The organism is Haloplanus natans DSM 17983 (assembly GCF_000427685.1).
Taxonomy (GTDB): Archaea; Halobacteriota; Halobacteria; order Halobacteriales; family Haloferacaceae; genus Haloplanus; species Haloplanus natans.
In genome coordinates this window covers 3,128,598-3,145,642 of record NZ_KE386573.1, presented here as the reverse complement: position 1 = coordinate 3,145,642, position 17,045 = coordinate 3,128,598, and the positions used below count along the sequence as shown (strand labels likewise).

Annotated in this window: 16 protein-coding genes and 1 pseudogene; 9 read left to right on the top strand and 8 right to left on the bottom strand. The window is 67.1% G+C overall.

The genetic code is table 11. From position 1 onward, the window contains the following. Positions 1-34: 34 nt before the first annotated feature. From HALNA_RS18280 to HALNA_RS18265, 4 genes are all read left to right on the top strand, one after another. Positions 35-2,320, top strand: coding sequence for an alkaline phosphatase D family protein (locus tag HALNA_RS18280; protein ID WP_084510111.1), 2,286 nt, complete (start codon positions 35-37; stop codon positions 2,318-2,320). Between the two features lie 55 nt (positions 2,321-2,375). Next, positions 2,376-3,296 (top strand): DUF5995 family protein, encoded by a 921-nt coding sequence (locus HALNA_RS18275; protein ID WP_049937796.1) that lies wholly within the window; start codon positions 2,376-2,378, stop codon positions 3,294-3,296. Positions 3,297-3,453: 157 nt separating this feature from the next. After that, the gene (locus HALNA_RS18270) at positions 3,454-3,759 is read left to right on the top strand and encodes a hypothetical protein (protein WP_211226041.1); all 306 of its coding nucleotides are present in this window, start codon (positions 3,454-3,456) and stop codon (positions 3,757-3,759) included. A gap of 66 nt (positions 3,760-3,825) precedes the next feature. After that, positions 3,826-4,299: a redoxin domain-containing protein gene (locus tag HALNA_RS18265; RefSeq protein ID WP_049937793.1), complete on the top strand. Its 474-nt coding sequence runs from the start codon at positions 3,826-3,828 to the stop codon at positions 4,297-4,299. Here the strand turns inward: HALNA_RS18265 and HALNA_RS18260 are convergent. From HALNA_RS18260 to HALNA_RS18250, 3 genes are read right to left on the bottom strand one after another with little or no spacing between them, the layout of a single operon-like run. Further along, on the bottom strand, positions 4,296-6,776 hold the full coding sequence (locus tag HALNA_RS18260; RefSeq protein ID WP_049937792.1) for a GAF domain-containing protein: 2,481 nt from the start codon (positions 6,774-6,776) through the stop codon (positions 4,296-4,298). The two genes, HALNA_RS18265 and HALNA_RS18260, sit on opposite strands and share 4 nt — an antisense overlap. Before the next feature lie 47 nt (positions 6,777-6,823). Beyond that, positions 6,824-7,669: an ABC transporter permease gene (locus HALNA_RS18255; protein WP_211226040.1), complete on the bottom strand. Its 846-nt coding sequence runs from the start codon at positions 7,667-7,669 to the stop codon at positions 6,824-6,826. Further along, entirely contained in the window at positions 7,666-8,334 is a 669-nt protein-coding gene (locus HALNA_RS18250) for an ABC transporter ATP-binding protein (protein WP_049937791.1), read from the bottom strand. Before HALNA_RS18250 ends, HALNA_RS18255 begins: the two co-directional genes overlap by 4 nt. Positions 8,335-8,443: 109 nt before the next feature. On the opposite strand from HALNA_RS18250, the gene HALNA_RS18245 reads away from it, so the two are divergent. Together HALNA_RS18245 and HALNA_RS18240 are read left to right on the top strand one after the other, a co-directional pair. Continuing rightward, positions 8,444-8,833: a hypothetical protein gene (locus HALNA_RS18245; protein WP_049937789.1), complete on the top strand. Its 390-nt coding sequence runs from the start codon at positions 8,444-8,446 to the stop codon at positions 8,831-8,833. A 97-nt stretch (positions 8,834-8,930) separates the two neighbouring features. Next, positions 8,931-10,130 carry an MFS transporter gene (locus HALNA_RS18240; protein WP_049937788.1) on the top strand — a complete coding sequence of 400 codons (1,200 nt, stop codon included), beginning with the start codon at positions 8,931-8,933 and terminating at the stop codon, positions 10,128-10,130. 2 nt (positions 10,131-10,132) lie between these two features. Here the strand turns inward: HALNA_RS18240 and HALNA_RS18235 are convergent, their stop codons facing one another. Then, a complete protein-coding gene (locus tag HALNA_RS18235; protein WP_049937787.1) occupies positions 10,133-10,555 on the bottom strand; it encodes a universal stress protein in 423 nt (140 codons plus the stop codon). A gap of 338 nt (positions 10,556-10,893) precedes the next feature. Between HALNA_RS18235 and HALNA_RS18230 the strand changes: the two genes are divergently transcribed. Then, complete coding sequence (locus tag HALNA_RS18230) at positions 10,894-12,282, top strand: Nramp family divalent metal transporter (protein WP_049937786.1); 1,389 nt, start codon at positions 10,894-10,896, stop codon at positions 12,280-12,282. Between the two features lie 77 nt (positions 12,283-12,359). Here the strand turns inward: HALNA_RS18230 and HALNA_RS18225 are convergent, their stop codons facing one another. From HALNA_RS18225 to HALNA_RS18215, 3 genes and pseudogenes are all read right to left on the bottom strand, one after another. Next, entirely contained in the window at positions 12,360-13,025 is a 666-nt protein-coding gene (locus tag HALNA_RS18225) for a hypothetical protein (protein ID WP_049937785.1), read from the bottom strand. A gap of 179 nt (positions 13,026-13,204) precedes the next feature. Beyond that, positions 13,205-14,524 (bottom strand): annotated as a pseudogene (locus HALNA_RS18220) (putative PEP-binding protein); the annotation flags it as partial. 45 nt (positions 14,525-14,569) lie between these two features. Next, positions 14,570-15,562: a type II glyceraldehyde-3-phosphate dehydrogenase gene (locus HALNA_RS18215; protein ID WP_049937783.1), complete on the bottom strand. Its 993-nt coding sequence runs from the start codon at positions 15,560-15,562 to the stop codon at positions 14,570-14,572. Between the two features lie 70 nt (positions 15,563-15,632). Between HALNA_RS18215 and HALNA_RS18210 the strand changes: the two genes are divergently transcribed. Both HALNA_RS18210 and HALNA_RS18205 read left to right on the top strand, forming a co-directional pair. Beyond that, the gene (locus HALNA_RS18210; protein ID WP_157573615.1) at positions 15,633-15,881 is read left to right on the top strand and encodes a hypothetical protein; all 249 of its coding nucleotides are present in this window, start codon (positions 15,633-15,635) and stop codon (positions 15,879-15,881) included. Positions 15,882-16,042: 161 nt separating this feature from the next. Next, a complete protein-coding gene (locus HALNA_RS18205) occupies positions 16,043-16,288 on the top strand; it encodes a hypothetical protein (protein ID WP_049937779.1) in 246 nt (81 codons plus the stop codon). 2 nt (positions 16,289-16,290) lie between these two features. Here the strand turns inward: HALNA_RS18205 and HALNA_RS18200 are convergent, their stop codons facing one another. Next, positions 16,291-17,004, bottom strand: a complete 714-nt coding sequence (locus HALNA_RS18200; protein ID WP_049937778.1) for a glycosyltransferase family A protein — start codon at positions 17,002-17,004, stop codon at positions 16,291-16,293. Between the last annotated feature and the right edge of the window lie 41 nt (positions 17,005-17,045).

Sequence of the window (17,045 nt, the reverse complement as noted above, 5' to 3'; positions counted from 1 at the left end):
AAGAATATTATTAGGTCGACAGGAATCGGGGACTGTGGATTCCAAAACCCCCCCGGAACCGAATCCAACGGCACAGAACCGACGACAGTTCCTGCAGCGAACCGGCGTCGCGTCCGCGGCGGCGGCGCTCGGTTTCTCCGGTCGATCGACGGCCGCCATCGACGAAAACGGCGAGTTCGAGACGGACCCGTTCACGCTCGGGGTCGCGTCGGGCGATCCGCTTCCGAGCTCGGTGATCCTGTGGACCAGACTCGCCCCGAACCCGCTGACTGCCGGCGGCGGCATGCCCGACCAGTCCGTCGACGTGGCGTGGACCGTCGCGACCGACGAGGCGATGAGCGACACCGTCACTACCGGCACCGCTACTGCCGAGGCCGCCCACGCTCACACCGTCCACGTGAACGCGGGGAGCCTCGACCCGAACACGGAGTACTACTACCAGTTCGAGGCCGGCGGCACGTCGAGTCCGGTCGGTCGCACCAAGACGGCGCCGGAAGCGGGCACCAGCATCGACGAGTTCCGCTTCGCGTTCGCCTCGTGTCAGGCGTGGGACGCCGGCTTCTATACGGCCTACGACTACATGGCCGAGGAGGACCTCGACCTGATCGTCCACCTCGGCGACTACATCTACGAGTACGGCATCGGCGCGAACGGCGGCGTTCGCAACAAATCGATCCCACAGCCCTACCGCGAGGAGACGGTGTCGCTCGAACGCTATCGCCTCCAGTACGGCCTCTATAAGTCCGCCCCCGGCTTGCGGAAGGCCCACGCCAGTGCGCCGTGGCTGATCACGCGCGACGACCACGAAGTCGACAACAACTGGGCCGACGAGGTGCCACAGGACCCCGACAAACAGACGATCCGGGAGTTCCTGAAACGCCGAGCCGCGGCGTTCAAGGCGTACTACGAGCACATGCCGTTCCGCGGCGAGCAAAAGCCCACGAAACCGGACGAGAAACCCGACGTGCTCGAAACGAACCGCAAGATCGACCAGAAGCTCTACCGCAACTACACGTTCGGCGACCTGGTCGAGTTCAACGTCCTCGACACCCGGCAGTACCGCAGCGACCAGGCGTGTAACGACGCGTTCGCCGTCGACAAATGCAAGGCTCGGTTCGCCGAGGACCGGACCATCCTCGGCGACGAGCAGGAACGGTGGCTCGTCGACAACCTGCAAACTTCCGAGGCGACGTGGGACGTGCTCGCGAACCAGCTCCCCTTCGCCACGATGGACTTCCGCCGCGGCCCCGAGGACGGCTACCGGATGGACCAGTGGGACGGCTACGTCGCCGACCAGCGGACGGTCAAGGACGCCTTCGAGAACCACGCCGAGAACCCCGTCGTCGTCACCGGTGACTTCCACTCCCACTGGGCGAACGACATCGTGAGCGCGAGCGACGACTCGAAGACCATCGGCGCCGAGTTCGTCGGCACCTCCATCTCCTCGTTCGGAAACGGCTCGGAACTCGACGACTTCAACGGCGACAACCCCGGCGTCCTGGGCGAGCACGTCATCCGGGAGAACGAGAACGTCAAGTACAATTCCGCCAGGCGCGGCTACACTAGCTGTACGATCACGCCGGAGACGTGGACGACCGAATTCAAAGTGCTCCCGTACGTGACCGACCCGGGCGCGCCCATCCGGACGGACGCCACCTTCGAAGTGGCAGCGGGCGATCCCGGACTGCAACCGCAGTCGCCGACCCTCGTCGCCGACTCGCTGGCCGTCGGCTACGGGAAGGTCGGAACCGGAACGCTCTACGGCCGCTGGCTATCCGAGGGCCTCTCCGGCGCTACGGTCACGCTCTCGCTTTCGAACCCCGACGTCGCCAGTTTCACCGGCGCGACCGTCGACGACGCCTTCGGTATCTCGGAGACCTCGGTCGCCTCCGACGGGTCCGAGGTCACCGTTCGGTTCGCCGACCTGAAACGGAACGTTCAGGATCTGGTCGGCGGCAACGACGCCCCACTCGCGACGTTCGATCTCCGCGGCGCCGACACCGGCACGACCGACATCGAGATTTCCGTCTCGAAGTTCGACGACGACGCCGGTAACTCGCCCGAGACGGACACGGAGATGGGCGTCCTCGTCGTCGGCCCGCCGCCGGTCACCGGCACCGAGGCGCCGACCGACCCCGACAACGACGGGCGCTACGAGGACGTGAACGGGAACGGCCGCCTCGACTACGAGGACATCCAGACCCTGTTCGACAACTTCGAGTCCGACAGCGTCACGATGAACAAGTCCGCGTACGACTTCAACGCGAACGGCCGCCTCGACTTCGACGACGTCGTTAGCCTCTTCGGCGAGGTGAACTGACGACCACCGGCCTCCCGTCGACAGCTATTTTTCCGCCGCCCTGTCATCAGTTCGCATGGCCGGCTACGCTACGCTCCCCCGATTGCTCGACGCGCGCCGCCTCCGCGCCGCCGGCCTCGCTCTCCGGACCGATCCGGCGACGGCGGCGCCGCCCCACGATCCCGATCCCGAACTCGTCGCGGCCGTGTCGGACCCTTTCGAGACCGTCGACGGCGTCCTCGACCGCCTTCGCGGCCTCGACGCCCGTCTCCGGGCGGCCGACGACCGACGCGCCGTCTTCCTCGCGATCTACACCCGGATGACCGCCGCGGTCCGCGACGCAATCGACGCCGGCCGATTCGACGATCCGGAGTGGATGCGCCGCTACACCGTCACCTTCGCCGACTACTACCGCCGGGCCTTCCGTGACTTCGAGCGGGGACATCTGGACGCCGTACCCGACCCCTGGATCGTCGCCTTCTCGACCGCCGTCGAGGGGGCCGCGCTCGTCGCCCAAGATGCCTTCCTCGGGATCAACGCCCACATCAACTACGACCTCGCTTTGACCCTGCGGGACGTGGGCATCGACCCGCACCGCCGGCGGAAACGCGCCGATCACGACCGGATCGATGCCGTGCTCGCCGATCTGATCGACGCTCAGCAGGCGGCGTTGGCGGATCTCTACGCCCCGGGCATCGACGATATCGACGAGGCGCTCGGCCCCTTCGACGAGGCGCTCTCCCTGTTCTCGATGACCGAAGGGCGGGCGTGGGCGTGGCGGGTCGCGACCGTCCTCACCGATGTGGGGTGGGGCCTCGCGCGCCGGTACGCCCGCTGGATGCTCCGGGCGACAGCCACCGGCGGCGCCGTGTTCGTGCGGTCGCCCCCGATCGCCCCCCGAATCCTGGCGGCACTCCGCGACGCCGAACGGGGGCGCAGCCTCGACGACATCCTCGCGAACCTCGGTTCGCGACTGGATCGGGCTACCGGCGGCTGAACGCCGCGGTAGCGAGACGCGTTCACCCGGCGGGGTCTCACTTTCGACACCGTTTTCGTGGACATTCTATATCGATCTCGGGACGAATTCCGACGTAGTTTGAAAAGAGACGTTCGGCCGTGTCTACGCCAACGACGTGCTCCGGCGGACGAACGTCGTGAAGACGCTCGACGAACGACCCGATCCGGGGGACAAGATCTATTTGGTCCACGACGGGAGCGGACGGATCGACGAGAACGCGGCGGCGAGCGACGACCAGGCCTCGCCGTTCGTCTCCGAATCGGCCCCCGGCGACGGGGACTGGAACGGCGGCAAGTGGACCCACTTTGCCGCCGAAGCGACCGATGTCGAGGCGTTCAACGAGGACGACCTGCTCGATACGTCGTACATCGAGGTGACGCTGGGACGCCCCGGCTTCGGCCTGTCGGACTTCTTCGTCTGCCAGCTCGACGGGCGTGCGTAGCGGGCCACCGCTCGCGCCACCTCGTTCGTGACTGGTTTTATGCGCTCTCCGCCCGTTCGTCCGGGCATGGTTTCGACTGGTGACACCGCCCCGACGTTCACCGCGACGGTCGGGACGGCCGACCACGAACCGTTCGACCTGAACGACCACCTCGGCGACGGCCCCGTCGTCCTCGCTTTCTTCCCCGGCGCGTTCACCCCGCCCTGCCGGAACGAGATGCTCGGCCTGCAGTCGCATCTCGACGACTTCCGCGACGCCGGCGCGACGGTGTTCGGCATCAGCGCCGACTCGCCGTTCTCCCAGGGCGCGTTCAGCGAGGAACACGGCCTGGAGTTCGACCTCGTGAGCGACATGGACGGCGACACCATCGAGGCGTACGGCCTGACGATGGACATCCCGGATCTCGGCCTCCACGGCATCGCCAACCGCGCCGTCTTCGTCCTCGACGAGGACGGCACCGTCACGTACCGCTGGATCGCCGACGATCCGACGAACGAACCCGACTACGATGCCGTCCTCGACGCCGTCCGGTCGGCCTAACCGAGGTCGACGCCCCGGACTTCGATCCGGGCCCCGCCTGCAGATCCCTCGGTCACCGCGACCGTCCAGCCGTGTGCCGCCGCCATCTTCTCGACGATAGACAGCCCGAGCCCGGTCCCGGTCGATTCCGTCGAGTAGCCCCGCTCGAACACCTCCGCCCGCCGGTCCTCGGGGATGCCGACCCCGTCGTCTTCCACGTAGAACCCGTCGTCGAGGACGCCGACCCGGACCGTGAGCGGCGCGTCGTCGGTCTCCGATCGACTGCCCGTGGAGCCGTGCTCGACGCTGTTCCGAAACAGGTTCTCCAGCAACTGTCTAAGTCGCGCCTCGTCCGCCCGTATCGTCGCCTCGTCGACCACCTGTAACGTCGCCTCGCCCGTCTCGACGGTCGCCCAGCACGCACGCGCGATCGATACCAGCCGCAGCCGTTCGGCCTCGTCGACCACGGCCCCCTCCCGCGTGAGCGTCGTGAGATCCTCGACGAGGGCGTCCATCCGGTCGAGCGCCCGCCGGCACCGATCGAACTGCTCGTCGTCACCTGTCGCCTCGGCGAGTTCGAGCGAGCCACGGAGCACGGCCATCGGGCTTCGGAGGTCGTGGGAGACGATGCCCGTGAACTCCCGGAACCGATCGTTCTGGACGCGGAGTTTCGCCGTTCGCTCCTGCCGGTCGAGCGCCGCCCCGACCCACCGCGAGAGCAGGTCGACGACCGTCACCTCCCAGTCCGAGAACCCGTCCTCGCGGGCGTCGTCGTCGTAGAAACACAGCGTGCCGTACGTCTCTCCCCCGACGACGACGGGCGTGCCGACGTAACACGCGAGGCCGTACTCGGCGTGGGGCGGCCGCACGGCGAGGTCGGCGTCCGCGCGCACGTCGCCAGCGGTGACCGCCTCGTCGGTCCGGATCACCCGCTCGCAGTTCGTCGCCGACAGCGAAACGGCGTCGCCCTCGGTGATCGTCCCGTCACCGATCCCCGATCCGTCCGCCGCGTGGACGAGTTCGAAGACGAACTCGTCGTCCTCGACCCGCCCGAGGATGCCGTAGCGCACACCGAGGGCGTCCGTCCCGATATCGAGCAGCCGTCGTATCCGGTCGATGATGGAGCGGTCCGGCGCCGACACCACCTCGTACATCCCGCGGAGCGCCCGTTCGCGGCGCTGCAGTTCCCGCTCTCGCGCCGCCCGCTCGGTCACGTCCTGGGTCATCGACAGCCCGCCGACGATGTCGCCCGCCTCGTCACGGACGGGCGTGACGTGGGCCTCGAACTGCCGCTCGGCGTACTCGAACTCGAAGGTCCGCTCGGCGCCGTCGAGCGCCGCGCGGTAATGCGGCAGAAACGCCTCCCGGAACGACGGCGAGTGTACGTCGGTGAGTGCCTCACCTTCCATGTCCGAAGGCGAGAGATCCAGGTCGTCGAAGACGGCCCCCCCGACGATCGTATACCGGAGATCCGTATCGAAGAGCGCAACCGCACCGTTCGGGAGGGCGTTCACGAGCGTCCGGTAGTACCCTTCCCGCCGGGTCGTCTCGGCCGCCCGTCGGGATTCGAGGCGCCGTCTGGTTTCCGCCGCTTCGAGCGCCCGGCTGATCGTCTCGCCGAGTTCCTCGAAGACGCTCAGCTCCGTCTCGTCGAAGGCGTTGGGCCGGTCGGCGTAGAGCGCCAGTATCCCGTCCCGACCGCCGCCGTAGGATAGGGGGACGACCACCATCGACTCGTAGCCGTAGCGCTCGGCCGCCTCGCGCCACGGCTCGAAGCCCGGATCGTCGGGGATGATCCGGGTCACCTGGAGTTCGCCCGTCCGGATCGCCCGTCCACCCGGTCCCCGCCCGAGCGGACGGTCGTCGTAGTAGACGTCGATGTCGGCCAGGTAGTCGGCGGCGTCACCCGCGGAGGTTCGGGGGACGATCTCGCCGGTGTCGGGGTTCGGTTCGCCGATCCAGGCGAACCGGAAGGGAGTGGCGTCGGTGAGCGTCCGACAGACGGCGGCCTCGATCTCGTCGACACTCCCGGCTGCGACGAGCCGACGGTTGATCTCCCTGATCAGCGTGTTGATCCGTTCTTGTCTGGTCGCGCGCTCTCGGATTCGCCTCGCCTCGACCGCGTTCACGATCCGGTTGATCAGGATCTCGTACCCTTCGCTCCCCGCCGACTTCTGGACGTAGTCGGTCACGCCGGCCGAGATGGCCTCGCTCGCGATCTCCTCACTTCCCTTGCCGGTAAAGAGGATAAACGGAAGGTCCGGGTGGTCCGCACGGACGGCTTCGAGGAACTCGATGCCGTCGAACTGCGGCATATCGTAGTCGGAGACGATACAGTCGACCCCCTCGTCGAGACGGTCCAGTCCCGCTTCGACGCTCGTGGCCGTCAGCATCTCGATCCGGTCGTCCTCGCGTTCGAGAAACGTCGCTGCCAGATCCGCGAACGCGGGATCGTCGTCGACGTGTAACACCCGGATCGAATCGGCCCTGCCACCCATCTACACCTCTACATCGTGCAGACGGATGATAAGTCGTCCCCTGATTTTCACCGATCCAGGATCGCCCGGAGCGTCGCGAGCAGCGTCGGATCGGCGGCTTCGAACCGGCGGAGTTGGGCCGCATCGGTAAACGCCGCCCGCCCCAGCAGGAGGCTGGCGGTCATGCTCGTCAGCCCGCCCGCCGCGAAGATCATCCCCATGATGACGAACTGGTACTCGGCGGCGTAGATGGGGTTGGCGCCGCCGAGGATCATCCCCGCCATCATGCCGGGGATGTACACCAGCCCGAGCGTCCGCATGGCGTCGACGACGGGGATGAGCGACGCACGGACGGATTCGGTGACGAACTCCGAGACGGCGCGTTCCGGGGGGACGCCGAGCGCGAGGACGGCCTCGATTTCGTCCCGGTTCGATTCGATCTCCCCCTGGAAGCGATCCAGCGTGAGCGAGTTCGTCTTCATCGCGTTCGCAATGATCATCCCGCCGACCGGAACGAGGTTGCGGACCGTCCGCTCGATGGCCCCCGCCGCGACCATCGTCACGATGACGACGGCCGACCCGACGCCCAGCGCGATCACCGAGATGCGGAAGGCGTCCGGCACGCCGCCGCCCCGCTTGCGCGACTCCCACGCGGCGTAGACGACCATCGCCGCGAGCAGGAGTCCCGAGAAGGCCAGCGGAACGGTAAAGAGGACGCCGATGAGCGCGCCCATCGCGAGCACCTGCACGAACCCGCGGGCGAAGGAGCCGCCGAGTTCCCGCTCCAGATCGAGATTTCGGATCGAGGAGACGACGATGACGACCGCCGCGAGCGCCGCCGCCGCGGCGACCTGGAACAGCCCCTGGATCACGACGGGGTCGGCCAACTGTTCCGGGATGGCGCTCACGCTCACGTGATCACCTCCCGTGGCGCCCCCACGTCGACGATCCGCCCGTCGCGCAGCCGCGCCACGCGGTCGGCCAGCCGCTCGGCCTGTCGCTCGTCGTGTGTGACGAGGACCACCGTCCGCTCGCCGGACGCGAGGAGGTCGGCTAGCAGGCGTTCGACCTCCGCTTCGGCCTCGCTGTCGAGACTCGCCGTCGGCTCGTCGAGCAGGAGCACCTCCGGGTCGTTGATCACCGTCCGGGCGATAGCCACCCGCTGGGCCTCCCCACCGGAGAGGTCGCTCGCGTCCCGGTCGGCGTAGTCGCCGAGACCAACGGCCTCTAGGAGGCCAACGAGGCGCTCCTCACCCACCGACTCCCCACGCAGGCGCGGTCCGATGGTGACGTTCTCGCGGACGGTCCCGCTCCGGAGCGCGGGGTTCTGGGGCACCAGCCCCACCCGCTTGCGGAGCGTCCGGGGGTCGAGCGTGCGGTAGTCGGTCCCGTCGAGATAGACGGTTCCGCCGGTCGGCTCGTCGAGGCGGTCGAGCAGGCGCAACAGCGACGACTTGCCGGCGCCGGAGGGGCCGACGACGGCGACCGTCTCCCCGCTCGCGACGTCGAGTGACACCCGATCGAGGATGCGGTCGCCATCGACCTCGTAACTCAGGTTCTCGGCACGCAGGTTCGTCATGAGTCTTCGGGCGCGCTGTCGAGTCACACCCGTAGTCGTCGTTGCCGCCCGTGGCGCATGAACGTTCGCCCCCGAAAGATCGAAGGAATATGTGTGTAAATAGTGTCATATGACAAGCGATACGACGATCGACACCGGCGAAGCACCGATCACCGGCGCGGTCGTCGAGCGGGTGGCTCGCGGGGTCGCCCCCGACGCGTCGGCCATCGCGGACGCCCTGCTCGCGCTCAACGCGGAGTTACTGGGCCGCCACGGGTCCCTGGAGCGGACCGCCGACTACGTCACCGTCGACGGGACACGGGCCTACCGGATCGGCCGCGACGAGTGGACGGCCCTGCTCGACGCGTTCGAGTTCGACGAGTCGATGGCTACGGCCCTCCGCCTCGCCCACACCGAACAGGCGCGACTCCTCTTTGCGACGGCCGTCGACGCCGACGACCGCTTCACGTCCGACGAGACCGGGGTGGTCGTCGGTATCGACACCGCCGAGCAGTTCTGATCGGGCCGGTCGGCAGTCGTCACGACCCTCGCCGGACCGTTACACACCCCGCCGAGACGCGAACGGTATAAGAGGGCGGCGCCCCCACGCCCGCACCGTGTCGGACACCGACGACAGTGGGTTGAGGGCCGTGCCGTGGCGTTCCGCCACGCTCTATGTCATCCTCGCGTGTTCGCTGATGGGCGTCATGGGCGTCTCGCTGGTCAGCCCCGTCCTGCCCGACCTCCGGTCCGTCTTCGGCGTCACCGACGCGCAGGTGGGCCTGGTGATCACGGCGTACACCCTGCCCGGCGTCGTCGTCACGCCTTTCGTCGGCCTCGTCGCCGACCGCTTCGGCCGGCGTCGCGTGATCGTCCCCCTCCTCTTTCTGTTCGCCGTCGCCGGTGCCGGCGTGGCCTTCGCCCGCACCTTCGCCGAGGTGATCGCCCTCCGCTTTCTTCAGGGCGTCGGCGCCAGCGCCCTCATCACGCTCGCGGTGACGCTCATCGGCGACGTATACGAGGGCTCGAGCCGTGACGCCGTGATGGGCGTCAACGGGAGTACGATCGGCACCGGTGCGGCCTTCTATCCGCTTCTCGGGGGCGCGCTCGCCGGGATTCGCTGGTCGGCCCCCTTCCTCTTTTTCGGCGTCGGCGCCCTCGTTGGCCTCCTCGCTCTCGTCGCCCTCGTCGAGCCCGATGCCGAGCGCTCGACGGACGTGCGGACGTATCTCGGTCGCCTCCGCGCGGTGGCCGTCCTCCCGCGAGCGCTCGCCGTCTTCGTCGCGCTCTTTGCCGCCTTCGTCATCTTCTATGGCGCCGTCCTCACCGCGCTCCCGTTGCTCCTGCGCGACGCCTACGGCCTCGGCGCCGGCCGGATCGGTGCCACGCTCTCGACCGTCGCGCTCGCGAGTGCCGCCGTCTCCTCGCAGTATGGCCGGATTTCGGAGCGGTTCCGGCCGGCACGGCTCGTCGCCGTCGGCTTCGTCGCCTACGGCTTGGGGCTGTTCGGCGTCCGCCTCGCTCCCTCGCCGCTTGCCGTCGCCGCCGCGCTCCTCGTCTTCGGCGTCGGCTTCGGCGTCGTGATGCCCTCCATCGACACCACGGTCGTCACGCTCGTCGACGACGATTTGCGGGCGGGCGTGATGGGCCTCCGGACCAGCGTCCTCCGTCTCGGGCAGACGGTTGGTCCCGTCGCGTTCACCGTCACCGCGGATCGCGGGTTCGCGACGACCGTCGCCGGCTACCGCGTTCTGCTCGTCGTCGTCGGCGTCGTGGCCGTCCTCGGCGGCGGCGGCTATCTCCTCCTGTCGCGGTGAGGCTACTCCGCCTCCGCCTTCCGCGTCTGTTCGACCGTCACGACGGGCACGTCCGCGTTGGCGAGAATGAGTTTCGAGACGCTTCCGAGCAGGATTTTGCCGAGCCCCGTCCGCTTGCGCGACCCGATGACGATGTAGTCCGGATCTATCTCCTCGGCCACCTGCAGGATGTGATTCGCTGTCCGTCCCGTCGGCAGGTCGCGCCGGGTCTGCTCCGGCATGATCCGAAGGTCCACGCCGTCGAGGTCACCGATGACCGACGTGACTATCTCCTCGACCTGTTCCCGCGCCGCCCCCTCGTCCCCGTCCTCCGGCACGACGTGGAGGATCACCAGTTGCTTGTCCATGCTCGTCGCGAGTTCGTACGCCGTCTCGACGACCCCCTTGCAGCCGGGGTCCCTGTCAATGGCTGTCAGTATCACCATGCTATCAGTAATTCCTAACGATAATTAAAGCACTTTCGACCGCGTCATTCGTTACTACCGACACACCGACACGTCGAACCGGCTTGCCGCGGGATCCGACTGCAGTCGGGCGATTCGACGCTCTCGATACGTCTTAAATGACCTTAAGGAATATGGTCTTCATGATAAATCATGCAAAAAGTGCGGGTATCCTCATTTATACCACCTTCACTATCTTTCATCGGATTGGATATGCGGCAGAGACCATCACGACTCACTTCAATGCCGAGTTACGCCGGCACTCCCGGACGGATCGCTCAACTGCAGCCAGGCACCACACGCACGGGCGGTGATCTGACGTGAGTACCGGGACGGCCGACGCGACGGACCACCGGATCTCCGAACCGCCGTCCTCGATCAAGGAGTTCCTCAGTTACATGGGGCCGGCGTGGGTGTTCACCGCCTCCCAGATCGGCGGCGGTGAGGTGCTGAGCGTCCCGCTCGGCGGCGCCTACCTCGGGATGGAGGGCATCTGGCTCATCCCTCTGATTACGTTCACGAAGATATTCGGCCAGTACTACCTCGTTCGCTACGGCGTCATGACGGGCGATACGTTCCTCGACGCCCTCTACGAGAAAGGCTGGTGGCTGAAGTGGATCTTCTACTACGTGTTCCTCGGCGGCATCATCTACGCCATCGGCCTCTCGGGCCACCTCGGCGAGACTGCGGGCGCGCTCAATACGCTCGTGCCGGCTTCGACGGAAGTCTGGATGCTCCTCACCGTCCTCGCGGGTCTCGCCATCGTCGGCTTGCGCTCCTACGGGCTGATCGAGAAGCTCGCGACTTCGCTGCTCTGGGTCTTCCTGATCCTGATCGCCTTCGTCTCGCTTCAGACCGCGGGTGTCTGGGCACCCAACCTCGCGTCCGGCCTCGTCCCGTCCATGCCCGGCCGCGTCGATGGGCTGGGCGTCGGCGGCATGGCCTTCATCCTCACCATGTTCGGCTGGATCGGTGCCGGCTTCGGCCCGACCGTCTCCTACGTCTGGTTCGCGAAAGACAAGGTTATGGGGATGTTCGAACCGCTCGACGACGGTGTCGAAATCGACAAGTACGACCTCACTGACGAGGAGATCGACCGCCTGAAAGGTTGGGGCGACATCGTTCTCTGGCAGAACCTGCTCTCGTCGGTCATCCTCGCCGTCTTCTCCTTTTTCATGTGGACGGCCGCCGCCGCGACGCTGCACGTCCGCGGCATCCAGCCCAGCGGTTTCACGGTCATCCCCGAGATGGCCGCCATCTTCACGACGCAGTTCGGCCAATGGTCAGCCGTCCTCTTCCTGCTGACCACCGTCGCCGCGCTGTTCTCGACGCTGATCGGTCCGCTGTACGGCATGTCCCGTCTCTGGGAGGACGCCTTCGCGCTCCACGGCCTGTTCGACAACTACAACATCACCCGCGACACGACCTTCCGGCTGACGATCCTGCTCTTCAGCGCGATCCCGCTCGCGCTGAACCTCTTCATCGAGGCGCCGCTGATCCTCTTTGCGCTCTCCGGCGCGCTCTTTGCCCCCGCGATCGGGCTCATGTACCTCTCGGTGATGTACATGTCCTTCGACATCGACATCGACTCGCTCTCGCCGGTCCGCAAGTGGGCCGTCGCCCTCGCCGTCTTCGCGGGCGTCGTCATGATCGCGTCCGGTCTCTGGGAGGCACGCAGCTCCATCGAGACGATCGTCGGCCTGCTGTAACCGGCCGGTGCTCGTTCGGTGGGGTCGCCCCGTCCGCGTCCTTCTTCGACCACGCTCACGCCCCCAGTGACGACGCCTCACCACCCACGGCGACCTGCGTACCACACGAGCGCCAGCCCGCCGAGCCAGCCCGCGAGTCGCAGCGGCCACGCGGGCCGTTCCGACGCCTCGACCGTCCGATCCCGTTCGATCGCGTAGTACGTCCCGTTCCGCACGACGTATCGCTCGTCCCTCGGGATCGGTTCGACCGTCCGGACCTGCCCGTCGGCCACCGCCGTCCGCGCCGCGTCACTCACGTCGCCGTAGCCGGCCGCAAGCACCCGCCGTGCCCGCTTGGGGTCGACCCGCTCCAGATCCAGCACGAGTGTCGCACCGTCGGTCCGAACGACCGGGCGGAACGTCCGCCCGCTGGCGGAGACGTACTCGTACTCGAAGAATTCCGGCCCCACGTCGGCGTCGGTTTCGATCCGGATCGCCCCGTCGGTGCGAATCTCCCGTACCACCGCACACGCCCCGGATTCGACGGCGACGTAGTTACAGTCGCGGACATTCCCGACGACCCCGTCGGGGAGTTCGCCGGGGTCAACGCCGTCGACCACGTGGGCCTCGTAGACGTATCGACGGTCCGTACCGCCGTCGGGTTGGAGCACCGACCCGGCGGCGATCAAGAGGAGGGCGAGCGCGAAGACGACGACCGTCCGCACGATTCGCGGGGGGTCGGAGGGTGTGAGTGGGCGGCTCACACGCTCACAAGGGCCTGCTCGGTGGAAGTGCCTTGCGGAACGGTGATCCTATGGCATCCGACGATTGTGAGTCGTCGCGGTAACGTAGGGGGTTACCGTCGCGTCGTACGGTTTGTGATAAGTCATCACCGGCGGTTCGCCGGGGCGGGTCGGCGAACCGCTAGCCACAGCGATCCGTCTCAGCCGACCCGTGGCTCGTCGTCGCCGTCGAGTTTCGAGCGTGCCTCGTCGAGCTGGAGTTTCCGCTCGGCGCGGGCGACGACGCGGCGCACCTCGGGAACGGCGTCGATGTTCGAGGACAGCGAGGTGATCCCCTTCTCGACGAGGAACTTCGCCATGTCGGGATGGGAGCCGGACTGGCCCGTGATCGTCGTGTCCACGTCGTGTTCGTTACACGCCTCGATGACCTCGGCCATCGCCTCCAGGATGGTGGGATGGAAGTCGTCGAAGCGGTCGGCGACCTGCGCGTTGTTGCGGTCGACCGCGAGCATGAATTGGACGATGTCGTTGGTACCGAGGGCGACGAAGTCGATGCCCTCGTCGATGATCTCGTCGATGGCGCGGATGCTGGCCGGCGTCTCGATCATCGCGCCCCAGCGGCGCTTCCCGGGGTCGATGCCGACCTCCGCCATCAGTTCCCGCGCTCGCCGCACGTCCGAGGCGTCGTTCGGCAGCGGGAACATGACTTCGACGTTGTCGTAGCCCATGTCGTGCAGGCGTTTGAACGCCCGCAGTTCGAGTTTGACCATCTCGGGCTCCTTCAGCGACCGGCGGATGCCGCGGTAGCCGAGCATCGGGTTGTGCTCGTGGGGTTCGTTCTCCCCTCCCTCCAGTTCCGCGAGTTCGTCCGTCGGCGCGTCGAGGGTCCGGGCGCGAACCGGACGCGGGTAGAACGCGTCCGCCACCTTCCGGATCTCCTCGGAAATCTCCTTGACGAACGCCTCCTCGCCGTGGTCCTCGACGTACTTCTCCGGCGTCTTGCTCGTCGAGAGCAGGATGTGTTCCAGCCGGAGGAGACCGACACCGTCGGCGCCGGTGTCGGCGGCGCGCTCGGCCGCGTCCGGGATAGAGACGTTCACCTTCACTTCCGTCGCCGTGGTGGGCGGGCCGCCGCCCCCGCTCTCGGTGCTTCGACTCCCCTCCGGGTCGGCGTCTTCGACGTCCTCGCTTTCGGGGTTCGCGACGACGACCGTCCCTTTCTGGCCGTCGAGCGTGATCCGCTGTCCGTCGGTGAGCACGTCGGTCGCGTCGCCACAGCCGACGATAGCCGGGACGCCGAGTTCGCGGGAGACGATGGCCGCGTGGGAGGTCATCCCGCCCTCGTCGGTGAGGATGCCCGCCGAGCGCTTCATCGCCGGCACCATATCCGGCGCCGTCATCTCGGTGACGATCACGTCACCCTCCTCGATCCGGTCGGCCTCGTCGATGTCCTCGATGATCCGTACCGGACCCGTCGCGATCCCGGGACTCGATCCGTAGCCCGAGGTGAGCTCCGTTCCCGGTTCCAACGCCTCGCCGTCGACCGTCGCGTTCTCGTTTGCCATTTAAATGTCGCCGATCCCCATGACCTCGTTCGTCAGCTCGATGCTCTCTTCCGCGTCGGCCTCGCCCATCATGGCGCGGATGGCATCCACGTTCTCCGGCACCACGTCGCTCTCGCGGTGGATGGACTGGAAGAGGTGGAGCTGGGTGCCGTCCACGCTGATGGAGTCCTCGAAGATCTGGTTCTCGTAGAGGTTCATCCGGTCGCGACCCCGGTCGAGGGCGAACTCCTGGAGTTCCCACCCGGAGTCGATGCCCAGGTCGCCGTCGACGACGTGGATGCGCGACTGTGAGGCGAGCAGATCACGGACCTCCTCGGCGCTCGGCTCCGCCCCGAGTTCCACGTTGATGCCGTGGAAGTGGTGTCGCACCGTCGGCACCTTCATCCCCATCGTCATGACCGGCCCCATGTCCGGGATGACTTCGAGGGCGTCCGGGCCGTGATGGGATGGAAGCGAGACCGGATCGGCCGAGATGACCGCGTGCTCGCCCCGACAGCGCACGAGTGTAATGGACGCACGCTCGACGCCGTACTCCTCGTGGAGCGGCGCGAACATCCGGTTCAGCCCCGTGGTGTTACAGGAGACGATGCGGACGTACTCCTTGTCGGTCGCTTCCGAGTAATTGGCCCGGGCAGTGAAGCTTGCCTCGGCCACGTCCGCCCCCTCGCCGCCCTGGAAGAGGGCGGGCGTGTCGTGTTCCTCGTAGACGGGGCGGTACTCCGCGCCCATCCCGGCCGGTGTCGCGTCGGCGACGATGTCGCTCGCGTCGATCAGGTCGTCGATGTCGCCCGCGACAGCCATGCCGGCGTCGTCCCAGCGGTCCTCGCGGCCCTCGGGAACGTAGATGTCGTAGCCACGCTTCGCGGCCGCGTCCGCCGTGTGGTTCGGACTGGCCTTGCCGATGCCGACGAGTTCCATGTCCGGCATCGAGTTCACTGCGTCGGCAACCCGCTTGCCGATAGTACCGTACCCGTTAACGCCTACGCGGATCATACGCGTCGTTGACCGCTCCCTCATATAGTACCGACGCCCATCGCATATTTTGCATGAACTTTCGTATTTAATGGCTGGGCGGACCCAGAACCGCCAGCGTCAGATGTCTATGGTCAATCCGAAACAGCAGGTCTCGAGTCGTGGTATCCGTATTCTGGGCGTCTTCGTCGCCGTCTACCTCCTGATCGGCTCGTATATGTACTTCTATCTCGACCTCCCCGCCCTCGCCTACGCCGCCTACGGCATCCTCAGCTGGGTCGGCGGCATGGTGCTGTTCTACCGTCTCCACCGCTCGTATATGGCGAACTTCGACCCCTAATCGCCCCGCCGCTCGCTCGCTTTCCCCCCCGGCGCCGCGTCTCCTTCAGGAACGTTCAGTTGCGCTTCCGGCAGAATCTTTCAGTAACGTTCATTTTAATAATGATCGATAATTACCTCATTAAATATATTGTGGTCGAGCCATAATTTGCTATCAGAACGATGGCCGCCGTCTTCGATCAGAACCAGTGGGGAACCGAGCCGGGTGGCGGTGTCGACAGCGCACGGGTCGCGCTCGGCGCCGTGATGGTGACGACACTCGCCGTCGTCGCGCTCGTCGCACACCTCGCCGGACCGGCCCTCGCGGCCAAGGCGGCGACCGCGATGCTCCCGATTCTGATTCTGTCCGCGCTCCGTACGCCGCTCGATGGCTGTTCGATCTACGGCCACTTCGCCCGCCGACGCTGACGCTACCATCGGCTGCGGCACTCCCCCCAGAGCCGGCGGCCAATGGCGTTACGAACCCGTTGAACCGGCTGGGTGAGCCCCGCCGCCCGCGCCCGCCGATACCACCGCCGCGTCCACGTCACGTCCATCACGTCGGCGTAGCGATCCGGATACTCACGTCTCAGCCGCCGCTCTAGCTTCGGGTCGAACGCCGTCCGCGGTACGTCCGGGTGACACATCCGGAACGCCTCCTCGAATCGACAGTGTCCGTCGGCTTCCGCCTCCATTCGCCACCCGAACTCCACGTCCTCGCGCCACTCGGAGAACGCCGACCGAAAACCCCCTACGTCGAGCGCGGCGTCACGGCGCGCCGCGAGGTTACAGCCGACGTAGTGGCGGGGTCCGAAGCTCCGACAGCCGCCGTACACCGGCCCCTCCAGACAGACCAGGTCCGGATCGGCCGCGAACGCCTCGTATGCGGTCGTCAGCCAGGTCTCCGGTGGTCTGGTGTCGTCGTCGGTCATCGCCACCACCTCGGCCGACGCCGCCTCCAGCCCCCGGTTGCGGGCCGCCGACCGGTCGACGGTACCGTCGTCGACGAGGATGATTTCGTACGGCCGATCGAGGGTCTGTGCCTCTAGCTCGTCGATGGTCGGTTCGTGGTCGTACGTCGGCACCGAGGGGACGACGACCGACACCGCCGGGTCCGCCGCTCGCCGCACGTACTCGATTCCCATGCCACGCGTTGACGGATCGACGGTGGATAAGCGTACGCCCG